The organism is Zobellia sp. B3R18 (genome assembly GCF_018860715.1).
In the GTDB taxonomy this organism is placed as follows: Bacteria; Bacteroidota; Bacteroidia; order Flavobacteriales; family Flavobacteriaceae; genus Zobellia; species Zobellia russellii.
Window position 1 is genome coordinate 479446 of the sequence record NZ_JAHKQG010000013.1, and the last position, 24224, is coordinate 503669.

Here is a 24224-nt window from a genome sequence, read left to right on the forward strand (position 1 = left end):
TTAAGGAAGTAGAAGCGTAGCGGTTGCTTCTGTGTTAGTTTGGGTTTTAAAAGCTTAAAAAATGGGGCAGTATTTTACGCTGCCCCAGTTATTTAAGAAGCTGTTGATGGTTTATAGTGCTGGGTTGGCAGGAGTGTTCGTATTATTGTCCCTTTCTGCATTAGGGTAAGGATAATAATTACGGTTTCTTTCTGCATTGGCGTCAGCTGGGCCAGGTCTTTGGAATCTTCTGTTGTCTTCAAGAGATAAACCTGTCAGGTAAAGTTCCACCCTTCTGTTTTTGTAGATTTCATCTAAAATGTCATCTTGAGCAACAGGCCCCGCGTATGCAGGAAGGTTCGCACCTAGACCATAAATATCCGTTGTTTCTGTCTTGGTCAGAACTGCGTTCAATTCGGTTACCGCATTGGCAAGTTCATTGTTCCGAGCATAGGCTTCTGCTTTGATCAATAGAATTTCACCTGGTAAATACACAGGTATTTCATCAAGGTTATCACTCCAGAAACCAACAACTTGGTAATTTGGGGTTTCGGCTTCTAAATCCTCTGCGGTGATGTAGAAAGGAATACGCGCATCATTTTCATCTGGTAAAAGTTCCGATGGTAATCCAAATGTTAGGTCCTTGGCTTGTGTAACGTTTTGTGACCCGAACCAAAATGCCAACGGATTGGGAATGGAAGCATCGTATACCCAAGTAGATTTAACCGATAGGTCTACCGCATTGGCCGCTGTTATTGCGGCGTCATAATTACCCGCCATTAGGTTAAACCTTGCCAGCATAGCGTTTACTGAATTTTCAAGGTCTACAGAACTAAAGACATCCGAAGTTACAGTAGCATCTAATCCAGCATCTATATAGCCTTTTGCCTCGTTTAAATCTGCAATGGCACTTTGTAGAACCGTAGCGCGGTCCTCAAAAGGGGCGTTCTCTATAACTTCTAGGGGAATGCTTTCAAAAAATTGGATTAGGGTTCCATGGGCCATAGCTCTATAGAAAAGCCCGTAAGCCTTTAAAGAACCCGAAGCAGAGGCGCTCTCACTAACATCATCGGCAGCATCTATCACTGTAGTCGCCTCTTTTCGGGTTAACATTGCATTCGTCCACATGTTGATTAAAACTTCGTTTCCTCCGTTTACGTCATCACCACCAAGCAAAATTTCGTTTTCACCAAGGTTTCCGGGGTTCAAGAGTCTTAACTCATCTGTATTAAGACCTGAAATATGGGTGTAATTGTAAATAATGCCCGCACGGTCGGTACTCCATCTTTGTTGAACTCCGTTTATCAACTCTACCAAATTATCCACGTTGTTTACTACATCCGGTTCAAGCGTGGAGTTGGGGTCTAAATATTCGGTATCACAAGATGATACAACGATCATCAAGGCGATAGCCATAAGGTTTAGTATATTTTTCATATCAGTTTTTTTAGAAGTTAGCACTTAGGGATAATGAGATGGTCATGGGAATAGGAACATTACCGAAGTTTACAGAACGCAGTAAGTTAGATTGACCACCAGCATTGGTCTCAGGATCATAACTGAAGAAATTGTCAAAAGATACCAAGTTACGCCCGATCAAAGAGAGCTTTACGTTCTCTAGTGTGGAATTGAAAAGTTCAGGAAATTCGTAACCTAAGGAAACTTCGCGGAGTTTTACAAAAGAACCGTCTTCCATTCTAAATTCTTCAATGGGGTATACACCGGCAATGTAACCTCTTGGCAACTCGCCACTAAGTTCCTGTTCCGCCAAACGTCCCAAACCAACACCTTGTCTTGTTCTTTTATCGGCATCAAATACATCAAAACCTTGTACGGCTTCCCAAAGCATACTAAAAGAGAAGTTTTTGTAAGCCAGGTCCGTACCAACACCAAGAATATAGTCTGGGTTAGGGTCTCCAATAACCTTTCTTAGTACATCTCCCGTAGGTTGGCCATTGGCATCACGCATGGGTGTTCCCGTGGCTAGATCACCTCTTTCCGGTTGTGGAACACCTTCAGGGCTTCCATCTGTAGAGGCACCGGTCAATAACAATTGTCCGTTGTCATCTTTGGCATAATAGGTACCATAGAAAACACCTAAAGCTTCGCCTTCTTTTACAACAGGGGGAGCACCGGTTACACTGGCAATGGTAATATCACCACCAATAGTCTGTAAAACCTTGTTTTTGTTACTACTGAAATTGAAATTTAGGTCCCATGTAAGGTCATCTGTTTTTACCGGGGTAACCCGTGCGTAGAACTCAATACCGTTGTTACGCATGGTTCCAACATTCTCTGTTCTTGAAGAACCGCCTACTGAAGGGGCCAATACCCGGCCAACGATTAAGTCTTCTATATTCTGACGGTAGTAAGTGAACAATAAAGAGGCTCTATTGTTGAAAAAACTTAGGTCTGTACCTATTTCAAACTCCTTGGTACGCTCTGGTTTTAAACCTTCGTTGCCCAATCTATTGTTTTGTTGCAGGGTAGAGGACCCCAAGAAATCATTGGAGCTATAGCTTCCGAATCTTTCATAAGGGCTAATTGCTGTTAAGTTACCGGCCTCACCGTACGAAGCTCTTAGTCTTGCGGAATTAAGAAAACCGTCGGTATTCCAAAAGGGTTCATTGGACAATACGTAGGACCCAGAAATTTTTGGGTAAAAATTAGACCTTTCGTCCACATCAAAGTTGGTGGCGCCATCTATTCTTCCCGCTAAGGTCAAGAATAGTTTGTTGTCCCATGACAAGGTTTCCTGAAGAAAGAATCCGTAGATATCAAGATTGGTGTCAATAGGTTGAGTGTACAGGGGAATGGTAGGTTCATTGTTTGCATCCAAGCCTCTTCCTTGTGTACCTTCAAAAGATAATTCACTGGATTGGAAGCTGTAACCGGCCGTGGTAACGGAGTTTAGTTTTTCCGTAATGTCAATATTGTAATTAGCGTTAATATCGTAGTTCCAGTTAAATACCTTGGCTTCGGCATCACCTAAATAACCATCGTCAAAATAAGCAGGGTTAACGTTGGCGTACGGATAAATAGGAATGTCTATATGCCCTTTTTGGTTGTACGTATCTACACCTATAATCTGGTCTATCGTAAGGTTTTCAATAGGATTGATTTTTAAATGTAGGTTGGGAATGAAGTGGTTCACTTCTTGGGTAATATCAAAAGACTCAATGATGGTAAGCGGATTTACACGAGTGTTCTCTACGGCCATTAGATTACCGTTCGCATCCCTTTGGGTAATATCAAAAGTGTTATTGGTAATGTTCATGGAGTTGATAGGACTCCAAAATACATTGCCATCCGGCTTTTCATCAGATTTACTGTTTGCGTAATAAAGACCAAGATCATACGAAATCCAATCCGCTATTTTGTGATTGAAGTTTATCCTAGCGGAAAAACGGTCAAATTGAGTGTTCTTTATTATACCTTGATTGCTAAGGTACCCCACAGAGGCCATATATCCCATTTTCTCGTTACCGCCTTTAGCTGAGAAATAGTTGTCACTTCCAAATCCGGTCTGGAAAATTTCGTCTTGATAATCGTAACGAGTAGTTTCAAACTTATTTGTAGATAAGTTCCTGTAAGTGGTTAACGCATTGCCATCATTGGGATCAAAACCAAAAATAGGCCATAATCTACCAGAAAGGGCGCTATTGGGTACGGTTTCGAATTCTTCACCTCTTAGATTCAGGTCCAGTTTTTTTCGAACCGTATTCACGTTAAAAGTAGACTTAAAGGAAAATTCGGGTCCGTCTTCGTAAACGCCACCTTTTTTGGTGGTTATCACAACTACACCATTAGATGCCCTAGATCCGTAAATTGCAGCGGCTGCCGCGCCGTTTAGGATATTCACGTTTTCTATATCATTTGGGTTAATGTCTACCATTCTATTTTGACCTGGGGAAGCATCTCCACTATCAACATTTAAGTTGGTAACATTAGTAGTAAGGTTACTGGTAATAACCCCATCTACAACATAAAGGGGCTCAGAAGAACCTTTTATAGTGCTTGGTCCTCTTAAACGAATGGAGAACCCTCCGGCAGGATCACCGGAATTTTGTGTGATTTGGGCACCTGGAACTTTTCCTTGCAAGGAAGAAGTAATATTTGCGGGTGCCGCTTTTACCAGCTCAACAGACTTTACCGTGGTAATGGCATTACCTAATTTTTTTCTGGATTGGGTAATAGAAGAACCTACTAGAATAACCTCGTCCAACGCATTGGAGTCTTCGGTAAGGGTTACGTTAACTACTTGGTCATTGCCTGTCAGGACAACCTCTTGTGTTTTGTAACCAATATAGCTAATTGCCAATACTTGGTTGGCGGCATCAGTTACCTGAAGGCTGAAGTTTCCGTCAAAATCGGAAGAACTTCCCGTGGTTGTTCCCTTTACTAGAATGCTGGCACCGGGAAGCGGAAAGCCATCTTCGGCAAGGACTGTTCCCGAAATTGTTGTTGATTGCGCAAATGAACTGAGCGAGAAGAAAGCTAGCAGTAGCGCAAAGAGCACATGATACGTTTTTTTCATAATAGAGTCTTTAGCTTGTTGTTTGAACAAACCTAGCAGAATATTTCAATAATTGCAATTAATTATTGCATAAAAACAGCAAAAAAAGGAGTTTTATCCGATAATCTTAAGTTTTAAGTATTGTTTGCAATGTTTTGTTGCATTTGATGTGATTTTATTCTTAATTTGATATTATTGTGGGAATTAAAGCAAAGAAATTTGAGAAAAAGCGATAGACATCAGGTGATACTAGAGGAAGTGCAATTGCATAACCGAGTACTTCTAACCGATCTTGCGGGAATTTTAAATGTATCTATGGATACCGTGAGAAGAGATGTAAAGGAATTGGACGATTCCGGCAAACTCCGGAAAGTTCATGGCGGAGCCATATCCAACGGCTTTACCATATATACAGACCGTTCTAGGGAAATATTTGAGCAAGATAGCAAAGTGAAGATTGCTCAAAAGGGAGTATCGCTTCTAAAAGATGGCGATGTAATTTTAATAAGCGGGGGTTCTACCAACCTTGAATTGGCCAAACTTGTTCCGCGAAAAATGGATCTTACGTTCTTTACTCCTAGTTTGCCAATGGCGATAGAACTGTTGAACAATATGTCTCATCACCATGAGGTAAATTTAATTGGGGGCAAGTTATCAAAAGAATCTCAGTTGGTAACCGGTGGTCTTTCCATTAATAGTTTGGCGGACATTACCGTAGACCTTTGTTTCTTGGGTACGGGCTACCTTGACTCCAATAAAGGAATTACGGAAGCAGATTGGGAAATTGCTCAGATGAAAAAAGCCATGATCAACGCCTCAAAAAGATTAGTGGCCCTAACCATAAGTAAAAAACTGAATACGGTAAACCGCTATAAAATATGCGATATCAACACTTTAGATGCTTTGGTTACGGAACTTGAACCCGAAGCAGAGTTGCTGCGTACGTACCGTGATAATGGGGTGGAACTGATATAATACTATAATTTTAGGATTACAAATAGTTAAACTACTACGGACTCTCATTTTGTAAAGTCTTAATATCGGCAATGAGGCGAGCCAGTTGTTTGTTGTCCGTGCCATCGTAAACACCTCTGATTCTCTTTTTTTTATCGATGAGTGTAAAATTAGGAGTATGTATAAAATCTTGAAAACCGCCATCACCTTGGTCAACAACGGCAAAATAATTTTTTCTCGCTAGGTTGTAAATATGTTTTTTATCTCCTGTGGTAATATTCCATTTAGCAGCTATGGCTCCGTGTCTCTTACTGTATTCCTTTAAAACAGGCACGCTGTCCATCTCAGGCGTAACGGATATGGAAAGGAGCATGATATCTTCTTCGTTCAGAAATTCGTCCTGTAATTTCTTCATATTGTTGGCCATAATAGGGCAAATCGTTGGACAACGAGTAAAGAAGAAATCGGCAATATAAATTTTATTGCGGTAGTTCTCCTGGGTAATTTTTTCATTGTTCTGGTTAACCAAGTTAAAATTGGCTATCGAGTGTTTTTCCAAACTCCCATGCATGGAAACGTCAACTAATTTCGCATTAAAATCCGTTGCATTGTAAATCGGTAATTTAGTGTTCAAAGAAACTAGAACATACAACAATATACCCGTAGAAACAGTAAAAAACAGAATAGTAGAAAGCGGGTGTTTTAGTTTCTTGAGTAGGTTCATTATATTTTTGGGATTATAAGACGGAAGTTTCAATTTCTATATCGGCATGCTCCCAAGCTTTATCGAATTCGGCTTTAATGCTGTTGGCTTCTTCTGATTTGTTTTGGAATTGTAAAGCATGATAGAGCCCCATTAAGGACCATCCGTTCTGTCTTAGGATATCTAAATCTTCCTTGTATATTTTTTCGGCTTTCTCATATTGTTTCGCTTTCAATAACACTGCGCCTAAATTTTGTCGGGTAGGGATATGCCAGGCAGCGGGTTCCGTATAGGTGAGTCCATCTTCTAAGATTACTGCCTTTTCCAAATGTGCTATAGCTTGGGCATAATTCCCCTTTAGGGCTTCCAATTCACCGGATACCACTTCATAAGCTATATTGGCCGAATGTACGGAGGCATTATTGGCTGTGGCCACAAGGTTTTGCAATTCAGGGTCTTTTTTTATGGATTTGAGCTTCTCTAATTCTTCTTGGGCTTTTTTAATGTTGCCCTTTCTAATAAAAGCGATACCGCGGGCGTAATGTCTAATAAGGTTAAGGTGCTTAATTTCCGGATCAGGGGCTGGGATGGTTAAAATTTGGTTCCATTTACCAAATCGGGTATAGGCCAATAGGGGCGTAGCCGCAAAATCTTGCAGAAACGGTAGCTCCTTGAGTTCGCCCGTAGGAACCTTTTCAGCTGTTTTTTTAGCAGCATCCACAGCAATTTCGCTAGCACCTAAAAGACTTGCGGACGACCATAAAAAGTGAATGTTATGCGGATAATAGGCTAGCGGGTAAAGCCCCTGCGAAAAGCATTGGGAAATATAATCCTCATCTGCAACAATAGCGGTTTGATTAGTTTTTACGGCATCTAGATATCTTCCTACCCGAATATAAATATGGCTGGGCATATGCACAATATGGCCTGCACCGGGCATTAGGGAAGCCAATTTGTCGGCACTTTTTACGCCCATATCAGGATGAGGTAACTCTACCATATGAATGTAATAATGGTGTCCACCGGGGTTTTCAGGCTCAAGTTCCATAGCTTTTTCCAAGGCTACTTTTGCCGCTTCTATACTTGGGCCTGGGTTGCCGCTCTTGTCCCAATAGTTCCATCGTGACGTGTTCATTGCGGACTGTGCAAATAGGATGAGGATATTGGCGTCGTTCGGATACCGTTTTACAACTTCTTCCATTGTTTTAAAATAAGCAAGGTCTAGAAGGTCTGGGTCCGCATCTAGGTCCGTACTGTATCTGGCGGTAAGCGCTTTTATCAAAGCCTGTTCTTTTGCGGTTGCGGTTGGTGCTAGCTTATGAGCCATGACCAGCGCTTCGTTAATTTTATTTTTTCGTTGTTCGTCCGGTAAGGGGTCGTTAATATTTGGGCCTAGGGCGTAGGCTTGGCCCCAATAAGCCATAGCCGATTTAGAATCCAGTCTGGCGGCTTCCAAGAATGAACGATGGGCTTCAGCATGGTTAAAGGCATAGGACAATTTTATGCCTTGGTCAAAGAACTGTTGTGCCCGCTTATTTTGTGTTGATATCGAAAAATGAAGATTCCCCAAGTTATTGAACAATGGTGAAATCTGCTTTGTGGTGTCCACACCATCCAGCATAAATTTTGCAGGGGTACATGTCGTAAAACTTAAAGCCGCTCTATTATGGTCCGTTCTTTCATTATACCTGGCATCTTCATCTATAAAGTAGATGGTCAAAAAAAACAATACGGTAACCATTGGTAGACTAATTTTTGCTTTCATAGCGGTCTTTTAGTGGGTTCTTCTGTAATCGTAAGAAGGGGGATGTAGGTGCTAAGCCATTAACAATTGGTTTAATGGTAGTCTAAAACAATATGGCTGTGTGACAGTAACTAAAATAGGGAGTAATGCAGAATAACGATGTGGTTTTGTATGAAAGGAACCGTATTCTGTTCGGTTTACCGGATATTCTGTGTAAATGGTGTTTGCACGAACCAAAACGGTCCCTTTAAGTAAGGGCCCGTTTTTAGTTGTTTATATTTTATTCTGTATTAGCTACAGGGGATTTTAGGGTTGATAAGAAGGTAATTCAACTACATAGGATTCTACGGATTTGCCATCTTCACTACCGCTCCAATCGGACCCAAAAAGTACTCGGGTTCCGGTAGGGCTAATTACGGCATGGGGCTCTCCCCAATAATCAAATTCATCTTCATCTGCACGGTGGTGCCCAATACGGTATACCTCTATATTGCCCGGTTCAACCCTTGCGATAACCAATTCTTGGTCCAATAATTTTTGTCCGTCTTCTTCAAAACCAATCATAGAGGCCGCTATCCATCCCGGATTTTTATGTGCCACCGCAGAAATATGTGTACCGCTCTTTGGATAGTCATATCCCAAATCTTCGGATATTACCGGTAAGCAATCACCTGTATTCAAATCAAAAGCTATGATATTTCCTAAGCATCCGCCACGTGGGCCTTCGCCAAAACTTACGGAATAATCTACGTCCGTTCCATTGGCCATTTTGCCTAAACTGGAATGTTCCGGTTTTTGTTTGTTGAGTCTGGCCACAAAGTTACCGTTGGCATCATAGGATGATACATTGTGGTAAAATAAATTACCACTAGGGGCAGGCATAACGGCGGCATAATTAACGTCATCAATGTCAAAAGTTGTCAATTGCTGAGTGGATATTTTGTAGGAATACGTTTTGTTGTTATCACATCTAAAGCCGATAACATCAGAGTCCCAAGACATCATTTGCACATCGTTACCCATGCTAATGCTTCCATTGCAACCCGTTAGTTGTTTTAAGTTGGCCAAAACCTCTTTATTACCGGACGAGACGGTATATTTAATAAAATCATCCGTAGACTTATCCAAGTAATAGAGAATATCGGCTTCATTAAAATCCCAGAATAATTGCTCAATATCGTCAGGGCGAACATCGTCCAAATTCCTGATAAAAGCATAGGTTTTACCGTCCAGTAATTGATGCACTCCATTGGTCTGGTCATACAGTATCATTCGGGTTTCATCTGCGTTCCAAGCTTGTACCGTGCTGTACATAGGTTTTGTAACGGTACCGTCGCCACCATTGGAAATTCTTCGGATAACTGTTCCAAAAGAAGGGTCTACGATAGTTTCAAGATACCCGGGTTTGGCTACATCTTGCATGGGGTGTGGCTCTAGGTCATTGGCCACCAATTCTGTGGCTACATCAACGGAATTTTGGGTTTCCTCTTCAGAAGTTTCCTCGGTCGTTTCCTCATCGGAATTCTCTTCTTGCGGAGTTTCGGATTCCTGTTCTTCGGAATCATCATTAGGAATTAAATTTAAGTTGTCACTAGTACAGCTCATAACGCTGAAACCAATGCAAAAAAATAACAGGTACATTTTCACTTTGTTCATAAGAAATAGATTTCGGGGTTTAAAAATGTACGGTTAAATAGGGTGTATGGTTCTTACGGCTTTGATTTTTAACAGATTAGTGTGGCGGTGAATTATTGTTAAAACAGATGTTGAAAGAATTGACTTAGGTCTTACACACAGTAAATAATAGGGATGAGATGAATGGCACTAGCTGTAGGGGTTTGATGTACTACATTATATTTTTTTAAATTTTTTCTTACAGGTATTGACCGTATTTTAGATTTGAGTAAATTACCGGTGAAATAGATTTACGTGTATTTGTGTACTTATGTTTATGTTGGTGTAATGTGACTGAACGAAGTGGAAAAATGAAAAAACCGATACGCAGAGACTGAATGAAATAATAGTGAAAAATGCTATTATCAACACCGTAAAAATTAATCACTAGTGGGGATGTATAGTAGTTAATGGTTAAACCAATCAAATGCTGAAAATAAAGAATATTAATAATATAAAATCACTATGAAAGCTAAATTTTTCATGTATTTACTTGTGTGTTTTGGTCTTTTAAATTCATGTTCGCGTGATGAAGATGAAGAAGTATTTGTGCATGAAGGGGTTTGGAGCGGACAATATGCAAGTAATGTAGATAATGGTAATTGGTCAATGCGAATTGATATGAACAAAACGGTTATTGGTACATTTACTTCTATTCAATCCTCAAATTCGTACCAAATAATAGGAACTATTTCTGATAATGGAGTTTTAAATGCAACTATTCAGACATCGGAAATAATTGGAGAATTTAGTGGAAATTTTTACGATAATATCGCTTCTGGACTTTATACAAATAATAGTGAAGAAGATAGTGGAAGTTGGACTGGATTAAGACTCTAATAGCCCTTAAATAATTGTAGTAGAGAAATTTATAAATGAGGATTTTATTTAGGTGGGAAACATAGGGAGTGATAAGATTCTTTGCCTCCTAATTATACTTAGTGGAATTTTTAACTACAAGCTTTAAAAAATGACTAAAACTCAAAGAGAGCCAGAAATACAAAAGATTATAGATTACGAATACACTTATCATTTCTTTTTCAATCATGGCCTCTTTGATGAGTTGTTTCATTTTGAAGAACTAATTTCAGAAACTAATGCTTTTTTAACTTCTAAATTAAAGTCCTTTGAAGATTCAAAAGAGATTGAAATGATAGATGATAGGTTTGGAAAAACAATGCAATATGAAGCAGTGTTCCCTACCATATTATGGAAATCTATTTTTTTAAGTGTTTACTTTCTCACAGAAAAATCTTTAGAGCAAATTTGCAAAAATCTTGGAAACTTAAATCAGTATAGCTTATCAGTCAAAGATATTAGTGGTAGTGGGATTTATCGGAGCTCTACCTATCTGAAAAAAGTTTGTGGTATATCTGAATGTTTTGAAACAGAAATATGGAATAATATTATTGATTTTAATAAAATAAGGAATGTTTTAGCACATTCAGATGGTACGTTTTCAAATGAAAATAAAGCTATTTTTAAAGTTTGTGATAAATATGGTGAATTAGATTATTATGAAATAACTGAAGAGAATGAATCAGGTATAAGTATTAGTAAAAGTTTTACGGAGTTTGCTCTAAAAAGGATACAAGAGTTCTTTAATTTAATGTGTAATGAAATGAATGAAAAAAAACCATCAGTAACATAACTCAACCATAATAATGACTTTAAAGTAAAACCCAGTAGGACGTGTATATTTAGAAGGTAACTACTGATTTATGCATTCAACTTTAGAAAAAAATATAATTAAGCAAAAAGCTTCAGCTTCGTAATATTGAAAAACATAATGTTTTAGTACTATACTCAACTGAAACTTTAGCATCCATTTTAAGAATTTAAAACATAACTTCTGATTACTATGAAAAAGATTATTGCACTATTGGTTTTGTGTATGTCCATAATCTCTTGTTCAAAAAAAACGGACGAAACATTTGCCTACAATTTTGTAGAGAATGCTCAATTAAATATAGAGAGTAGTGAAGGATTTTACATGAAATTCTCCAGCATAACTGAGGGTGCTGATGTGGTATTTTCATATGAGTATAATGCTGCAGATGATGTAAATACTGCTGATGACGAATATTCAGAATATATTCGATTCCAGATTGACCCATCAACCACAGAATTCAGTTTTTCAGATGATGAACTCGAGGATATAAATGCAGTGTATTCCGAAAGTTGTTTTTGTGATTTTTCCGATAATGGAGAGAAAGACGTTCCGCCAAAGGGAACTATAAGTGGAAAGAAAATATCCGAAACGGAATGGGACATTACCATAGACGTAACTTTCTATGGGGATGAACAAAAAAGTGTTTCCAGTATTTTTAGACTGAAAAAATAAAGGAGAGCAGAAAAGTAACCTTTTAAGAAACTCATGTCTTGAAGGCCCCTAAAACATTTACTGTTAATAATACGCGCAACCTCTACATCACAATCGCATCTTAGTGAAAAAGAGTGCCAAATGAAATTTCAATATTATGCCGTCGCAATCTTGCTGCTTTTTATTGCGTGCGATAAAACAAAAGACGAGCCCGTACCTGCCAATGAATCTTTAATAGCTGGAAAATGGAAACAAACAGAGGCATATATTAGTGATGCGGGCCCGCACTATTGGGTAGCCATTGAAAATGGAGAAGAAATAAGCTTTTCTGATGACGGAAGCTTCATCTCAAATAGATTTCCCGATTGTAATGGCGGTATGTATTCCATAGAGGAAGGCACGTTACTATTGAACTATGACTGTGATGAACTTGATGCAGAGTTAGTTAATACAGAAGGTATTGTAACATATAGCCTTGAGTTTTATAAAAGTTACTTTGTACTAACCCCCACTAGTGGACCTATTTGTATTGAAGGATGTAGTTACAAATATCAAAGCCAATAGTAAGGATTATGATTAAGGATAACCAGTAATCAAACTATTTCCCCATACCAGTTTTACATCAACTTTTAAGAGTTGTCTTAATTATAAAATATAGAGTAACAAAGAAGCCCTACCATTCAAGGTAAGGCTTCTCTATTTTGGATTCTTATAGAACTTTGTAAAAGTATCTGCGTAGAATTAGGGTTAAAAAGTTACATTCGCTTTAGGTGTTTCAATTTCTTCAGTTAGTAATAATAGGGTAGTCCGTGACTCTTTTAATTGTTGTAGTGTACGGTTGTCATAGGAGGCTGTTTGGTCTTTTTCAGCTTTAAACAGCTGTTCATAATATGTAATGCCTTCCATCAGATTACTGCTAAAGGACAACAGTTGCTTTTTGCCTTTGGTGGTAGGTATCATTTTATATTCCAAAATCTGCTCCTTGTAATATTCCAGGTAAATATGCAGCTCCTTAATGAACATATGTGGGCGATTGGGGTGCGACATTACATTTGCCCTGCCATAAATATGATCTATCATTTCTTTTAGCGTAGATACTTTTGAAAAGTATGCCATATTGGGCCCTGGACAGACGGAAACACCCTCGCCTTCAATTTTTGTGTCCAGATTATAGGCAAGCAGAGCCGATGTTCCCAAGCCTACACAGGTGCAGGATTTCTCTGTAATCTTATGAAAATGGTAATCGTATTCAGCTTGCGATAAGTTTTTACTTTTAAGTTCTTTTAGTTTGTGATTTTGGTATTGACGGGATGCCGTGCAAAGTCCCTTCTCGTTAAAATCCTTGTTCAGCGCTACAAACTTTTTGGGGCAGGGACTTCCCGGTCTTCCATCGGCAATACGTGCCGCTTTTTCAACATCTTTGGTGTTTCCTTTTAAACTGTGAAAGGGAATTCCCAAGGGTGAAATATTGCTTAAATACAGGTCTTTTTCCTTGGCCTTTGCCAATTGGTTTAAAGTGTTTTGGTCTACCGTTGTCGCTTCCGGTACCAAAAGAAAAGCGGAACCCCAACCTACAGAGTCTACATGGTATTCGTCCAACAGAAATTGATGTTCCTCTGCTGTGCCAACGCCTCCCTGTGCCGTAATTTTTAAGGGTAGGGGTTCGTTAGGAACGGAACGCCCTTTCAATTGCAGTGAGCTGGTCAAAAGGTTAAAAACCGTATTTGTTAATTCTTGTCTGTTTTCCTTAAACTGGTTTAGAATAGGCCCCATTAAATAACCATCCGTAGCAAAGGCATGTCCCCCGCAATTGAGACCGGATTCTATACGGTATTCCGAAACCCAGATGCCTTTTTTAGCCAAGAATTTCCCCTGAATTAGTGCCGAACGATAATCACTTACTTTAAGAACAATTTTCTTTTTAATGTTACCGTTGCTGTCAGGATAAAAATCTTCAAACTGTTCCAGATAGCTGTACAGTCTTGGGTTCATACCTGCGGAAAGGATGACCGAAGAATTCAGTTTGCTCTGTGCATATCCGCGTAGCGCAGCATGGGCATCGTTAAATTCTGAGGTGAGCTTCTGTTTTTTAACGTAGTTGTCCTTATCCACCTTCGTCATGATATTCACATCAATACTTCCCATGGGCATATGCTGTTTTACCCATTCTTTAATTTCGGAAAAATTAAAAGTGTGTTCAGAAAGCCGTAAAAATTCATTTTTAAAAGATGAACTGTCCGGTAGGGTGTTGAAATAAGACCGGATGCCATCAGCTGTTTCGGTAGTTGAGTTTTTAAAGTTCTCGAACTTTTCTTGGGCCAAGTCGTGGATCATATCTAAATAAGAACTAATCCGTTTTGCCCTAAAATCTTCCTGTTTGTCCGTGATTTCCGTGTAGGGTAGATTATGCTTTCCTGAGTACATTTTTCGTAGCTTTTCCAAAAGAATATCATCTACCAGCGATATGACCGAGTCAATCCCGTATTGTGAAACTTTTAATGGAGAATCAATAGTAAAACCTATACCCATAACCGGAATGTGAAAAGAATGTGCGTATGTCATAGAATATTTTTTGTGGTGATTTAAGTGTGTAGAACATATTTGCTTTTTGGCAATAGCCAACAAAATTGGGATTTATGTAACTCTTAAAACATGATTTTAATCAGCTTTAAAAAACATGATTTACTTCGTGTAAAACAACTTAATCAGACACATTATACATTTCATACCTAACATGAGTGGCATACATATGTAGTAAAACGAATAACAGGTATGAGAGACAATAAGGTCAACTTTGAGCTCGTTATTTAGTTTTTTCGATTTAGAAATAAATTAAACTCAATTATAATATGTCCCATCTGAACGTTTTTAAAAGAATTACACTTGGTCTATTCGTACTCATTTTTGCCATTTCTTGTAGCTCGGACAGTGTTACTGAAGACATGCAGGTTATAGACGAAGAAACTATTTCTGAAAACCCAACAAATGAAGAAAATACAGAAGAAGAGAATTTAGAGGAAGAAGAGGAGGTTGTAGAAGAGGAGGAAGAGATAATAGAAGGTCCTCAAGATGACCCTTACGATGAAAATGCCTTTATAACTACTTGGGAAACCGCATATGAAACGGATGATATCTTGATTAGAACTAATCCAGACGTGAGTACACCATATAATTATACGGTTAATTGGGGCGATGGAACAATAGAAACAGGATTGAGTGAGAATGCTCGACATGAATATGCCATACCGGGAGTATATACAATACAAATAACGGGAGATTTCCCTGCAATTTATCAGCATAGTGACTGGAAATTGAACGCCAAAAAATTACGAACCGTGGAAAATTGGGGGGCAATTAAATGGGAGAGTATGAACCGTGCATTCAATAATTGCGAAAATGTAATATTCAATGCTACAGATGTGCCGGATTTCTCCAAAGTTACGGATATGTATGCCATGTTCGCCAACGCTACGTATTTTAATAGCGAACTTAAGGATTGGGATGTAAGCCATGTTACGGATATGGGCTACATGTTTTACGAAGCAAATAATTTTAATCAAGACATTTCTACATGGGATGTAAGTAATGTGACCAGTATGAAATCCATGTTCCTCAAGAGTAAAGCTTTCAATCAAGATATTTCTTCTTGGAATGTAAGTCAGGTTGCAGATATGTATTTTATGTTCTATAGTGCAGATGTTTTCAATAGTGATATAAGTGCTTGGAACGTAAGTAACGTAACGGATATGGAAAGTATGTTTTTCAACGCGGATGTTTTTAATCAAGATATATCTGAATGGGATGTGAGTAAAGTGACCAATATGAAGAATATGTTTAACGACGCTTTATTATTTAGTCAAAACTTATCTGGATGGGCTACGGACAATGTTACGGAGTGCAACTCATTTTGGTATGGTAGTTCATTGGTAGAGAGTCAGCTACCAACGGCGGGAACTTGTTTTGGAGGATAAATCAAACTAATTATAAGGTATAGATGTCCCCACATTGTTATTTTGTGGGGACATTTTTTATGGTACAAATGAATGAATTAGTTTTCTAAGATAGAGATGTTTTTCTTGTTGTATAAGGGCTACTTTTTTATTTAAGTTTTGGTAGTTTTTAGTAAATTACATTTTTAACCAAAACCGAGAACCTTGAAACACAAAGCATTTAAAAATCCACTAATTTATTTCCTGTTTTTTACCGTAACGCTTTCCTATTGTCAAACCAAAACGAAAGGAAAAGTAGAACGGCCAAACATACTTTACATAATGTCCGATGACCATACTTCCCAGGCAATTGGGGCATATGGTAAAAGACTGGCACGTTTAAATCCAACACCAACAATTGATCGCTTGGCAAAAGAAGGGGTATTATTGGAAAATGCCTTTTGTACCAATTCAATTTGTACGCCCTCTAGGGCCAGTATTCTTACCGGTCAGTTTGGGCAAGTAAATGGGGTAGTGGACTTAAGCGGTAAATTAAGTCCGGAAAACCAATACCTGCCTATAGAGATTAAAAAACAGGGCTATGAAACCGCAATGATAGGAAAATGGCATTTAAAACATGCCCCAGAAGCTTTTGATTACTATAATGTATTACCGGGTCAAGGAGATTACCATAACCCAACACTTTATAGCAGGGAAGGCGGAGAAAAGAAAGAAATTCGTTTTGAAGAGGATTTGGTAAGAGAGGTGAATGCCACAACCTATGAAGGACATTCATCAGATGTTATTACAGACATCTCCTTGGAATGGTTAAAAAACAAAAGGGACAAATCCAAGCCATTCTTTTTAATGCATCATTTTAAAGCTCCTCATGATTTTTTTAAATATGCGCCTAGATATGAGGGGTATTTGGAAGATGTGGAAATTCCGGAACCATCCAGTATGTGGTATAATGGTAATAACGGATCTGTAGCTACAAGAGGGGAGAACAATTCCCTTACAGATACTATTGGCTCCTCTATAGGGCATAGAAATGTCATTAGAAATATGGGAATGCATATGAAGATAGACCCAAGTATTCCTGATCCGGAGTATAAGAAATTAGCATACCAAGAGTATTTAAAACGTTACTTACGATGCGTAAAAGGTGTGGATGATAATGTGAAACGAATTTTTGATTACCTAGAGGCAGAAGGAATTATGGATAACACCATTATTATTTATACGGGCGATCAAGGTTTTATGCTTGGCGAACATGATTATATTGATAAGAGGTGGATGTATGAAGAGTCTCAACGTATGCCATTCTTGGTTCGTTACCCTAAAACAATAAAGGCGGGATCTCGTACGGATGCTATGGTCAATAATACCGATTTTGCGCCTACTATGATTGAAATGGCCGGAGGTAAAGTTCCTGATTATATGCAAGGGTCCAGTTTTAAATCTATTCTTGAAACAGGTAAAGAACCAGAATGGTGGAAGCAAGACACCTATTACAGGTATTGGATGCACATGGCCCATAAGCATAATAATCCAGCACACTTTGGAATACGCACCAAAGACTATAAACTTATCTTTTTTTACGGTAGAGATTATATGCAAAGGAATACAAATAAGCAGGAATGGGCTCATAACCCTGAATCTATGTCCGATTTTGTTACTCCGGTAGCCTGGGAATTCTATGATCTTAAAAATGACCCGGAAGAAATGGATAATAGATATGATGATGAAAACTATGCTTCAATTATTTCTGATTTAAAAGACCGACTCAAAACTTTAAGAAAAGAGGTAAAAGAAGACGATTCTCAATACCCTGAAATAGAAAAGGTGGTTAATGAAAATTGGAACTAGTTTGAATTAAACAAGTAGGTGGTTATATATTTTAAATGCCCCATACTTAAGTCTTTTAAAGCTGAACAATCATTTGATTGTTCAGCTTTTTAACTTTCTGTCATTTTCTAATTCAAGCGTTAGCTCTTAATTGCCCTGGATAATTTTAAAATTTCCGGAAAAGGGTTGGTTATGTGATACTTTACGTAATTTTTCAAAACCGAAATAATTTATTGATAGTACGGTTTAGACAATATTTATCCCTAATTTTAGCCGCTAAATACGTAATTTCTCAAATTAAAGCTAGAAGTAGATTTAAACTTAATTTATTATAAAGATTTTACTTACAATCACTCCTTTTTAAAATGAATTTGACAAAAAATATCTTTGCAATTTGTACTGGCCAAGATAAAGGGGAGCTAGAGAATCTTTTACGCCATTTACAATCTATAGAAAAAGACTACCACACCGCTATATGGAGTAATGATGACATTGATGATAAGCAGCAATGGGAACCTATAGATGTAGAGCGATTGAACCATACGGATGTATTTCTGCTTCTTTTGAGTAATGCGTTTATGAATTCTGAATTTGTTGAAAACGATGAATTTAGAATTATTATAGACCGATATAAAAAGGGTGAGGCCAAACTAATCCCCATACTTCTAGATGATTGTTCGTGGAAGAACGAATTTACTTTTGGTCATTGCAATTTTAATTTTGGAGAAGTACAGATTTTTCGCAAAGAAGCTATTTCAATAGGGGAATGGAACCCAACGGATAAGGTTTTTACGCAGGTTGTCTATTTCCTTATGGGCTTGCTTAGCTCATCCATTAAAAAAAGTATTGCTACTGTAAGTACAGACCAACAGGGCATGCTGAATTTGGGAGGAGAAGGTCAGATGGCAATTGATTTTGGTGAGGAAATAGTTGATGACAATAAAGCCAATATAGAGAGCGCTTTTACAAAAGAGGTTGAAGCTAAAAGAAAAGTAGAAAGCGAGAATAGACTTCATGAGGAAGCTGAAGTAAAAGAACAGCTTAGAAAAGAGAAATGGTTAAGGCAGAAAGCGGAAAACCAGAGTAGAATTGAAAAAGAGATTCAGGCCAAAAAAATAGTTCAAGAAGAAATTCAGGAAAGTGAATTAGAAAAGGCTCGAATAGAAATAGAAGCAAAAAGACGAGAGCAAGTATTAAATGCGCTAAAAGAGGCTGCGCGGAAAAAAAGACATGAAGAAGCAGTAAATGCTCCAAAAAGAGTTTTAATAGGAAGTGGACTTGCAAAATATAACTATCGCTTTAATAATGAAAAAGAGGCCCCGGCCTTAAGTGTGGTCAAAGAGGAAAGGTTTGTTACTAAAGAGTTGAAAACTCAAGTAGCGGCCTTAGAAAAAAGTGAGCGTGAAGTAATAGCGCCTCTAAAAGAGATACAACGACCAAAAAAACAAGAGGAAGCGGTCCTGGTAGACCAAACTGTTACAAGAAAATCAGATCTGGCAAAATATAATTACCGGTTTGATAGCAAGAACAAGGTTGAAGTTGTAGAGGTATTTAGAGAAGAAACGGGTCTTAATGAAGAGCCCGAAACCCAGTTGGCTGTAGAGGACAAAAAATGGGATACAATAGTTAAAACCTTGCGAGAGTTGGAGTGGGATAAAAAACTACATGAAAAGTTTATTGCACTTAAAAAAGCAGCTACTATACTCTTCGCAAAGTCTATTCATTTTTTCAATAAAAAGTTGAAGGCTGAGCCTCAAAATGTTCAAGAAGAGAGAACGAGCAATAAAAAATTAAAGGTTTGGTTGGCTGTAGGGGAGAAGAAATGGGATGCAATAGTAAAAAGCTCACGAGAGGCGGAATGGGATAAGAAACTGTATAAAAAGTTTGCTGTGCTAAAGAGCGTAACTAAAAGTTATTTCTTTGCGGCAAAAGGCTTTGCTAGCAAAAGTATTGCGGCAATTAATCAGTTCTTTCAAAAAACTATAAAGAACATAGGTGCAAACAAAAAGAGAAAAATCCGTTCTGAGTTTTTAATTGCAGCTGTGGTTGTTTTTGGAGTATTAACGTACCTATTTGTTGGAGGCTCTGAAAAACAATCCTATACACTATCGGAAGTTGAGGAAGTAAAAGAAGTTTCTGATGCCAGTGTTTCTCCGGAAAGTAACCAAGAGAATCGCAAAGCTGCTAACTTAGAAATAGAAAATTCCGAAAAAGAGCCCTCTTCACTTGTTAAAAATAAGGAGGTAAAAGTAGTTTCTGACGCTGGTGCGGGAACTATAAATAAAAAGGAAAATCGCGCAGGGGGCACGTTAAAACTAGGTGTCGGGGATATGCATAACGAGGGTGTAATTTTTGCGATTGACCCATCCAGTAACACCGGAAAAATAGCATATTTGGAAGATAAAGGTCCAATGGCATGGAAAGATGCCATGAATATTCACGAACAATTAGGTGAAGGCTGGCGGTTACCCGAGCTAGGTGAATTACGTCTCCTTTATAAAACTATTGGGCAGGGTGCAGACAACAAGGGTAAATTTGTAGCTGAGTTGTATTGGAGCGCTACGCCTTTTGATAAGCATCAAGCGCGTCTTGTAAAATTCAGCGATGGTAATGCCTCATATCACTATAACAGCTCAGGAACACATCGGAAATTTCGAGTTCGGGCTATAAAAGATGTCCAGCTATAGCTCGGGAGTCGAGTGCTAAGGTTATTACGAGCCAATCTTATTTTAGTGACACTCCATTATTATAATTAACTGATAATTAGAGTTTAATAAGATGTTGATCGGATGTTGTTTGACCTTATTACTTCCCGATACAAAAGTTAGCAAAAATGTTACCCAACAGCTCATCATTAGTTACCTGCCCTGTGATTTCTCCTAAGTGATAAAGAGCCTCACGTACATCAATGGCCATTAGGTCGCTAGAAAGTTCTTCCTCCATGCCAAATTGTACTTTTTCAATTTCTTCCAATGCTTTAAGCAAGGAATTATAGTGGCGCGTGTTGGTCACTATGGTTTCATTGTTGCGCAACGCTCCGGTATTTACAAATTCCAACAGTCGGTTTTTGAGCTCTTCAACACCTTCACCTGTTTTGGCGGATAAGTAATTAACGGAATCTAAGTGCTGGGCTATTTTTTGTTTATCGCTCTCGGAAAGCGTATCGGCTTTATTGACCAATAAGAGAAGTGGTTTTAGCGGATTCTGGTTTTTTATTTTTTCAAAGTCGATGGTGATGTTTTTCAGTTTTTCCTCATCGGCCAGAATTTTAGAACCATCTACTAAAAGCAAAATTACTTGGGCCTGTTCAATCTTTTCAAATGTCCGTTTAATGCCCATGCCTTCCACCACATCTTGGGTTTCTCGGATGCCGGCCGTATCTATAAACCGAAAACCGATTCCGCCAATCGCAATTTCGTCTTCAATGGTATCACGGGTGGTTCCGGCTATATCGGAAACCAACGCACGTTCTTCGTTAAGAAAAGCATTGAGCAAGGTGGATTTTCCAACATTAGGTTCTCCAACAATAGCAACGGGAATACCGTTTTTAATCACGTTTCCTACCGCAAAAGAATCTATCAGGTTTTTCAGAACTTTTTGGATACGGGTAAGAAGGTCGTTAAACTGAGTGCGATCGGCAAATTCAACATCCTCTTCTGAAAAATCCAGTTCCAATTCTATAAGCGATGCAAAGTTCAAAAGCTCGGCACGCAGGTTTTTAATTTCGTTACTAAAACCACCGCGCATCTGTTGTATCGCAATTTGGTGGCTCGCGGCATTATCACTGGCAATCAGGTCCGCTACAGCTTCGGCCTGACTTAAATCCATCTTGCCGTTAAGGAAGGCTCTCAGGGTAAATTCCCCTGCATCCGCTGTCCTACAGCCATTTCTTAGGAACAATTGTATGATTTGTTGCTGAATGTACGATGAGCCATGACAGGATATTTCAACTACATTTTCCCCAGTGTAGGAATTAGGGCCTTTAAACACGGAGACCAGAACTTCGTCCAGTATTTTATCGTCTTCTATAATGTGTCCTAAACTAATGGTATGGCTTTTCTTTTTTCTTAAATCCTTACCGTAGGCAGATTTAAAAAAAGCAGCGGCCGTATCTATTGCGGTTGCCCCGGAAATACGGATTACCGCAATTGCACCAGCTCCTGAAGGGGTGGCCAATGCTATAATATTATCGTTAGGAATCATCAAAAAGTTTTTGCAAAAATAGGCAAAAACAAGTAGATGGAAATTCTTTGCGGCACATCAAAAATTTATGGGTCGAATGTTTTTGAATAACGGAAAATAAGTACCTTCGTCCTCCATTAACTATTTAAATTATATAATTATGAAGATGCGATTAGTAACATTTGTGGTGATTCTTTTTGGGGTTACAACTTTTTCATTCGCGCAGGAAGAAGGAGAGGTTCAGATGGATTCAATTTCTCAGGTTGAGCAAGCGGAACGTGAGGCCAAGGAAATTAGAAAGCAAATAGAAGCGGCCGAAAAAGAGGCAAAAGCTGCTGAAAAAGAAGCAAAAGCAGCAAAAAAAGCGCAAAAGAAATCTGAAAAGGCCAATAAGAAATACGAAAAACTGACCGGCCAAATCAACTCCTTAAAAAAGGGATTGGAAAAGGACGAGAAGAAGGTTTCTAAGATCAGCGACAAAATGGAAGTGGACAAAATCAAAGGAAAACTTTCTCCTAATGATGTTGCCAAAATTGAAAAGAAGCTGAGCAAATTAAAAATGAGCATAAACAAAAGCAGGGAAAAGCTGATCAAGTTGGAGCGAAAGCTTTAATTGCATACAAAAAAGTAATTCAAAATCCCGTAAGATACCGCTCTTACGGGATTTTTTCGTTTGCAAGTTCGGGTAGTTGTAACATTTTGTGTTTTTGTTCGTCTTATCTATAGAACCCCTAAAACAATCAAAAAATGGAAATCATCAATCAACAAAAAACACTTGAACAGAATAATCAATTATTGGTAATTGCACATTTATCGCAGTTCTTAACCTATATTACAGGTTTTGGCGGATTGGTAGTGCCGCTAATTCTGTGGCTAACGACCAAAGATTCCGTAACGGGTATGGATGAGCATGGTAAAGCTATTGTGAATTTTCAATTGAGCGTACTGCTAATTACCATTTTAAGCATCCCTGCCATATTACTTTTAGGTCTTGGTATCTTAAGTTTGATTTTTATTGGAATTGTAGCTTTTATTATGCCTATAGTAAATGCGGTAAGAGCCAGTAACGGTGAAAAACCGAATACATTTATGACCATTCCGTTTATTTCATAGAAGTGAAAACCTATATAATTAAAAAGCCCCAAGAAGAAATTCTTGGGGCTTTTATATTTTGGTGCATATCGTTTAGCTGTTCAGCATAACCGGCATTACAAGCATGGTTACGTGTTCACCTTCATCAAGTCCGTCAATAGGAGTAAGAATACCTGCTCTGTTCGGTAAGCTCATTTCCAATGATACATCGTCCGAGTTTAGGTTGTTCAGCATTTCGGTCAAGAAACGGGAGTTAAAACCAATTTGCATATCATCACCTTGGTAAGAACAAGTCAAGCGTTCCTCGGCCTTGTTACTGTAATCAATATCTTCCGCAGAAATATTAAGTTCAGCACCGGCAATTTTTAAACGTATCTGGTGCGTAGTTTTATTGGAGAAAATAGCAACCCTTTTTACGGAGCTTAAGAATTGATTTCTTGCAATAGAAAGCACATTAGGGTTCTCTTTAGGGATTACCGCTTCATAGTTAGGGTATTTTCCATCTATCAAACGACAGATAAGCTCCGTGTTCTCAAAACTGAACTTGGCATTACTGTCATTATACTCGATTACTACGTCAGATTCACTGCCTGCTAGAATTCCCTTTAAAAGAGTTAAAGGTTTTTTAGGCATAATAAATTCGGCAACTTGTGAAGCTGTAACATCCGTACGTTGGTATTTCACCAATTTATGCGCATCCGTAGCAACAAAAGTTAAATTCTCCGGAGAGAATTGAAAGAACACACCGCTCATTACGGGCCTAAGATCATCGTTACCGGCCGCAAATATGGTTTTGTCTATAGCGGTAGCTAAAATGTCACCAAGTAGCGTAGTAGAGCTTGGGTTGGCCAGTTCCACCGCTTTAGGGAATTCTGCCCCATCTGCATACGCCAAAGCGTACTTACCGTGGTTAGAGCTGATTTCTACCGTGTTGTTATCTTCTACAACAAAGGTCAACGGTTGCTCAGGAAAAGTCTTTAAGGTTTCCAATAAAAGCCTTGCCGGAACGGCAATGGTACCTTGGTTATCCGAATCTACATCTAGTACGGAGCTCATTGTAGTTTCAAGGTCAGAAGCCGAGACCGTTAATTTGTTGTTGTCTAGGTCGAATAAAAAATTGTCTAGAATAGGTAGTGTGTTGCTATTGTTGATAACACCACCTAAAACTTGTAACTGCTTTAAGAGATACGTACTGGATACTATGAATTTCATAGGAGAATCGTTATTTCAATTTGTGGGATATAGTGTCTAAAATGTCTCGAATTTAAACCAAGTCTTCT

General features: G+C 38.4%; 18 protein-coding genes. 10 read left to right on the top strand and 8 right to left on the bottom strand.

Annotation, left to right across the window (positions count from 1 at the left end):
• Window positions 1–111: 111 nt before the first annotated feature.
• Entirely contained in the window at window positions 112–1416 is a 1305-nt protein-coding gene (locus KO513_RS16465) for a RagB/SusD family nutrient uptake outer membrane protein (protein WP_215914339.1), read from the bottom strand.
• A 10-nt stretch (window positions 1417–1426) separates the two neighbouring features.
• A complete protein-coding gene (locus KO513_RS16470; protein WP_215914340.1) occupies window positions 1427–4516 on the bottom strand; it encodes a SusC/RagA family TonB-linked outer membrane protein in 3090 nt (1029 codons plus the stop codon).
• Between the two features lie 198 nt (window positions 4517–4714).
• Between KO513_RS16470 and KO513_RS16475 the strand changes: the two genes are divergently transcribed.
• Window positions 4715–5470 carry a DeoR/GlpR family DNA-binding transcription regulator gene (locus KO513_RS16475; protein ID WP_215914341.1) on the top strand — a complete coding sequence of 252 codons (756 nt, stop codon included), beginning with the start codon at window positions 4715–4717 and terminating at the stop codon, window positions 5468–5470.
• A 34-nt stretch (window positions 5471–5504) separates the two neighbouring features.
• Here KO513_RS16475 and KO513_RS16480 read toward each other — a convergent pair whose 3' ends face one another.
• The 3 genes from KO513_RS16480 to KO513_RS16490 form a co-directional block, all read right to left on the bottom strand.
• A complete protein-coding gene (locus KO513_RS16480) occupies window positions 5505–6173 on the bottom strand; it encodes an SCO family protein (RefSeq protein WP_215914342.1) in 669 nt (222 codons plus the stop codon).
• Window positions 6174–6186: 13 nt separating this feature from the next.
• Window positions 6187–7917: a tetratricopeptide repeat protein gene (locus KO513_RS16485; protein ID WP_215914343.1), complete on the bottom strand. Its 1731-nt coding sequence runs from the start codon at window positions 7915–7917 to the stop codon at window positions 6187–6189.
• 285 nt (window positions 7918–8202) lie between these two features.
• Entirely contained in the window at window positions 8203–9501 is a 1299-nt protein-coding gene (locus KO513_RS16490) for a hypothetical protein (protein ID WP_215914344.1), read from the bottom strand.
• Window positions 9502–10035: 534 nt separating this feature from the next.
• On the opposite strand from KO513_RS16490, the gene KO513_RS16495 reads away from it, so the two are divergent.
• The 4 genes from KO513_RS16495 (at window position 10036) to KO513_RS16510 (ending at window position 12457) form a co-directional block, all read left to right on the top strand.
• Window positions 10036–10410 (top strand): hypothetical protein, encoded by a 375-nt coding sequence (locus KO513_RS16495; protein ID WP_215914345.1) that lies wholly within the window; start codon window positions 10036–10038, stop codon window positions 10408–10410.
• A 130-nt stretch (window positions 10411–10540) separates the two neighbouring features.
• Window positions 10541–11221 carry a hypothetical protein gene (locus tag KO513_RS16500; RefSeq protein ID WP_215914346.1) on the top strand — a complete coding sequence of 227 codons (681 nt, stop codon included), beginning with the start codon at window positions 10541–10543 and terminating at the stop codon, window positions 11219–11221.
• A gap of 210 nt (window positions 11222–11431) precedes the next feature.
• Window positions 11432–11914, top strand: a complete 483-nt coding sequence (locus tag KO513_RS16505) for a hypothetical protein (protein WP_215914347.1) — start codon at window positions 11432–11434, stop codon at window positions 11912–11914.
• A gap of 120 nt (window positions 11915–12034) precedes the next feature.
• Window positions 12035–12457, top strand: a complete 423-nt coding sequence (locus KO513_RS16510; RefSeq protein ID WP_215914348.1) for a hypothetical protein — start codon at window positions 12035–12037, stop codon at window positions 12455–12457.
• A 183-nt stretch (window positions 12458–12640) separates the two neighbouring features.
• Here the strand turns inward: KO513_RS16510 and KO513_RS16515 are convergent, their stop codons facing one another.
• Window positions 12641–14455 (bottom strand): hypothetical protein, encoded by a 1815-nt coding sequence (locus KO513_RS16515; protein ID WP_252735915.1) that lies wholly within the window; start codon window positions 14453–14455, stop codon window positions 12641–12643.
• 287 nt (window positions 14456–14742) lie between these two features.
• Here KO513_RS16515 and KO513_RS16520 point away from each other — a divergent pair, with 287 nt between their 5' ends.
• From KO513_RS16520 to KO513_RS16530, 3 genes are all read left to right on the top strand, one after another.
• Window positions 14743–15864: a BspA family leucine-rich repeat surface protein gene (locus KO513_RS16520; RefSeq protein WP_215914349.1), complete on the top strand. Its 1122-nt coding sequence runs from the start codon at window positions 14743–14745 to the stop codon at window positions 15862–15864.
• 300 nt (window positions 15865–16164) lie between these two features.
• Window positions 16165–17691 (top strand): sulfatase family protein, encoded by a 1527-nt coding sequence (locus KO513_RS16525; protein WP_215914410.1) that lies wholly within the window; start codon window positions 16165–16167, stop codon window positions 17689–17691.
• 344 nt (window positions 17692–18035) lie between these two features.
• Window positions 18036–20357 carry a TIR domain-containing protein gene (locus tag KO513_RS16530; RefSeq protein ID WP_215914350.1) on the top strand — a complete coding sequence of 774 codons (2322 nt, stop codon included), beginning with the start codon at window positions 18036–18038 and terminating at the stop codon, window positions 20355–20357.
• Between the two features lie 118 nt (window positions 20358–20475).
• Here KO513_RS16530 and mnmE read toward each other — a convergent pair whose 3' ends face one another.
• Window positions 20476–21873 (bottom strand): tRNA uridine-5-carboxymethylaminomethyl(34) synthesis GTPase MnmE, encoded by a 1398-nt coding sequence (mnmE, locus tag KO513_RS16535; RefSeq protein WP_215914351.1) that lies wholly within the window; start codon window positions 21871–21873, stop codon window positions 20476–20478.
• A 139-nt stretch (window positions 21874–22012) separates the two neighbouring features.
• On the opposite strand from mnmE, the gene KO513_RS16540 reads away from it, so the two are divergent.
• A complete protein-coding gene (locus KO513_RS16540) occupies window positions 22013–22465 on the top strand; it encodes a hypothetical protein (protein WP_215914352.1) in 453 nt (150 codons plus the stop codon).
• 134 nt (window positions 22466–22599) lie between these two features.
• Complete coding sequence (locus KO513_RS16545; RefSeq protein ID WP_215440095.1) at window positions 22600–22965, top strand: DUF4870 domain-containing protein; 366 nt, start codon at window positions 22600–22602, stop codon at window positions 22963–22965.
• Window positions 22966–23037: 72 nt separating this feature from the next.
• Here the strand turns inward: KO513_RS16545 and dnaN are convergent, their stop codons facing one another.
• Window positions 23038–24156, bottom strand: coding sequence for a DNA polymerase III subunit beta (gene dnaN / locus KO513_RS16550; RefSeq protein ID WP_215440097.1), 1119 nt, complete (start codon window positions 24154–24156; stop codon window positions 23038–23040).
• Window positions 24157–24224: the final 68 nt, after the last annotated feature.

Bases quoted from the DNA above. Each gene is read 5' to 3' on its own strand.
- KO513_RS16465 (WP_215914339.1), bottom strand. From the start codon at position 1,416: ATGAAAAATATACTAAACCTTATGGCTATCGCCTTGATGATCGTTGTA.
- KO513_RS16470 (WP_215914340.1), bottom strand. From the start codon at position 4,516: ATGAAAAAAACGTATCATGTGCTCTTTGCGCTACTGCTAGCTTTCTTC.
- KO513_RS16480 (WP_215914342.1), bottom strand. From the start codon at position 6,173: ATGAACCTACTCAAGAAACTAAAACACCCGCTTTCTACTATTCTGTTT.
- KO513_RS16485 (WP_215914343.1), bottom strand. From the start codon at position 7,917: ATGAAAGCAAAAATTAGTCTACCAATGGTTACCGTATTGTTTTTTTTG.
- KO513_RS16490 (WP_215914344.1), bottom strand. From the start codon at position 9,501: ATGAGCTGTACTAGTGACAACTTAAATTTAATTCCTAATGATGATTCC.
- KO513_RS16495 (WP_215914345.1), top strand. From the start codon at position 10,036: ATGAAAGCTAAATTTTTCATGTATTTACTTGTGTGTTTTGGTCTTTTA.
- KO513_RS16500 (WP_215914346.1), top strand. From the start codon at position 10,541: ATGACTAAAACTCAAAGAGAGCCAGAAATACAAAAGATTATAGATTAC.
- KO513_RS16505 (WP_215914347.1), top strand. From the start codon at position 11,432: ATGAAAAAGATTATTGCACTATTGGTTTTGTGTATGTCCATAATCTCT.
- KO513_RS16510 (WP_215914348.1), top strand. From the start codon at position 12,035: ATGAAATTTCAATATTATGCCGTCGCAATCTTGCTGCTTTTTATTGCG.
- KO513_RS16515 (WP_252735915.1), bottom strand. From the start codon at position 14,455: ATGACATACGCACATTCTTTTCACATTCCGGTTATGGGTATAGGTTTT.
- KO513_RS16520 (WP_215914349.1), top strand. From the start codon at position 14,743: ATGTCCCATCTGAACGTTTTTAAAAGAATTACACTTGGTCTATTCGTA.
- KO513_RS16525 (WP_215914410.1), top strand. From the start codon at position 16,165: ATGTCCGATGACCATACTTCCCAGGCAATTGGGGCATATGGTAAAAGA.
- KO513_RS16530 (WP_215914350.1), top strand. From the start codon at position 18,036: ATGAATTTGACAAAAAATATCTTTGCAATTTGTACTGGCCAAGATAAA.
- mnmE (WP_215914351.1), bottom strand. From the start codon at position 21,873: ATGATTCCTAACGATAATATTATAGCATTGGCCACCCCTTCAGGAGCT.
- KO513_RS16540 (WP_215914352.1), top strand. From the start codon at position 22,013: ATGAAGATGCGATTAGTAACATTTGTGGTGATTCTTTTTGGGGTTACA.
- KO513_RS16545 (WP_215440095.1), top strand. From the start codon at position 22,600: ATGGAAATCATCAATCAACAAAAAACACTTGAACAGAATAATCAATTA.
- dnaN (WP_215440097.1), bottom strand. From the start codon at position 24,156: ATGAAATTCATAGTATCCAGTACGTATCTCTTAAAGCAGTTACAAGTT.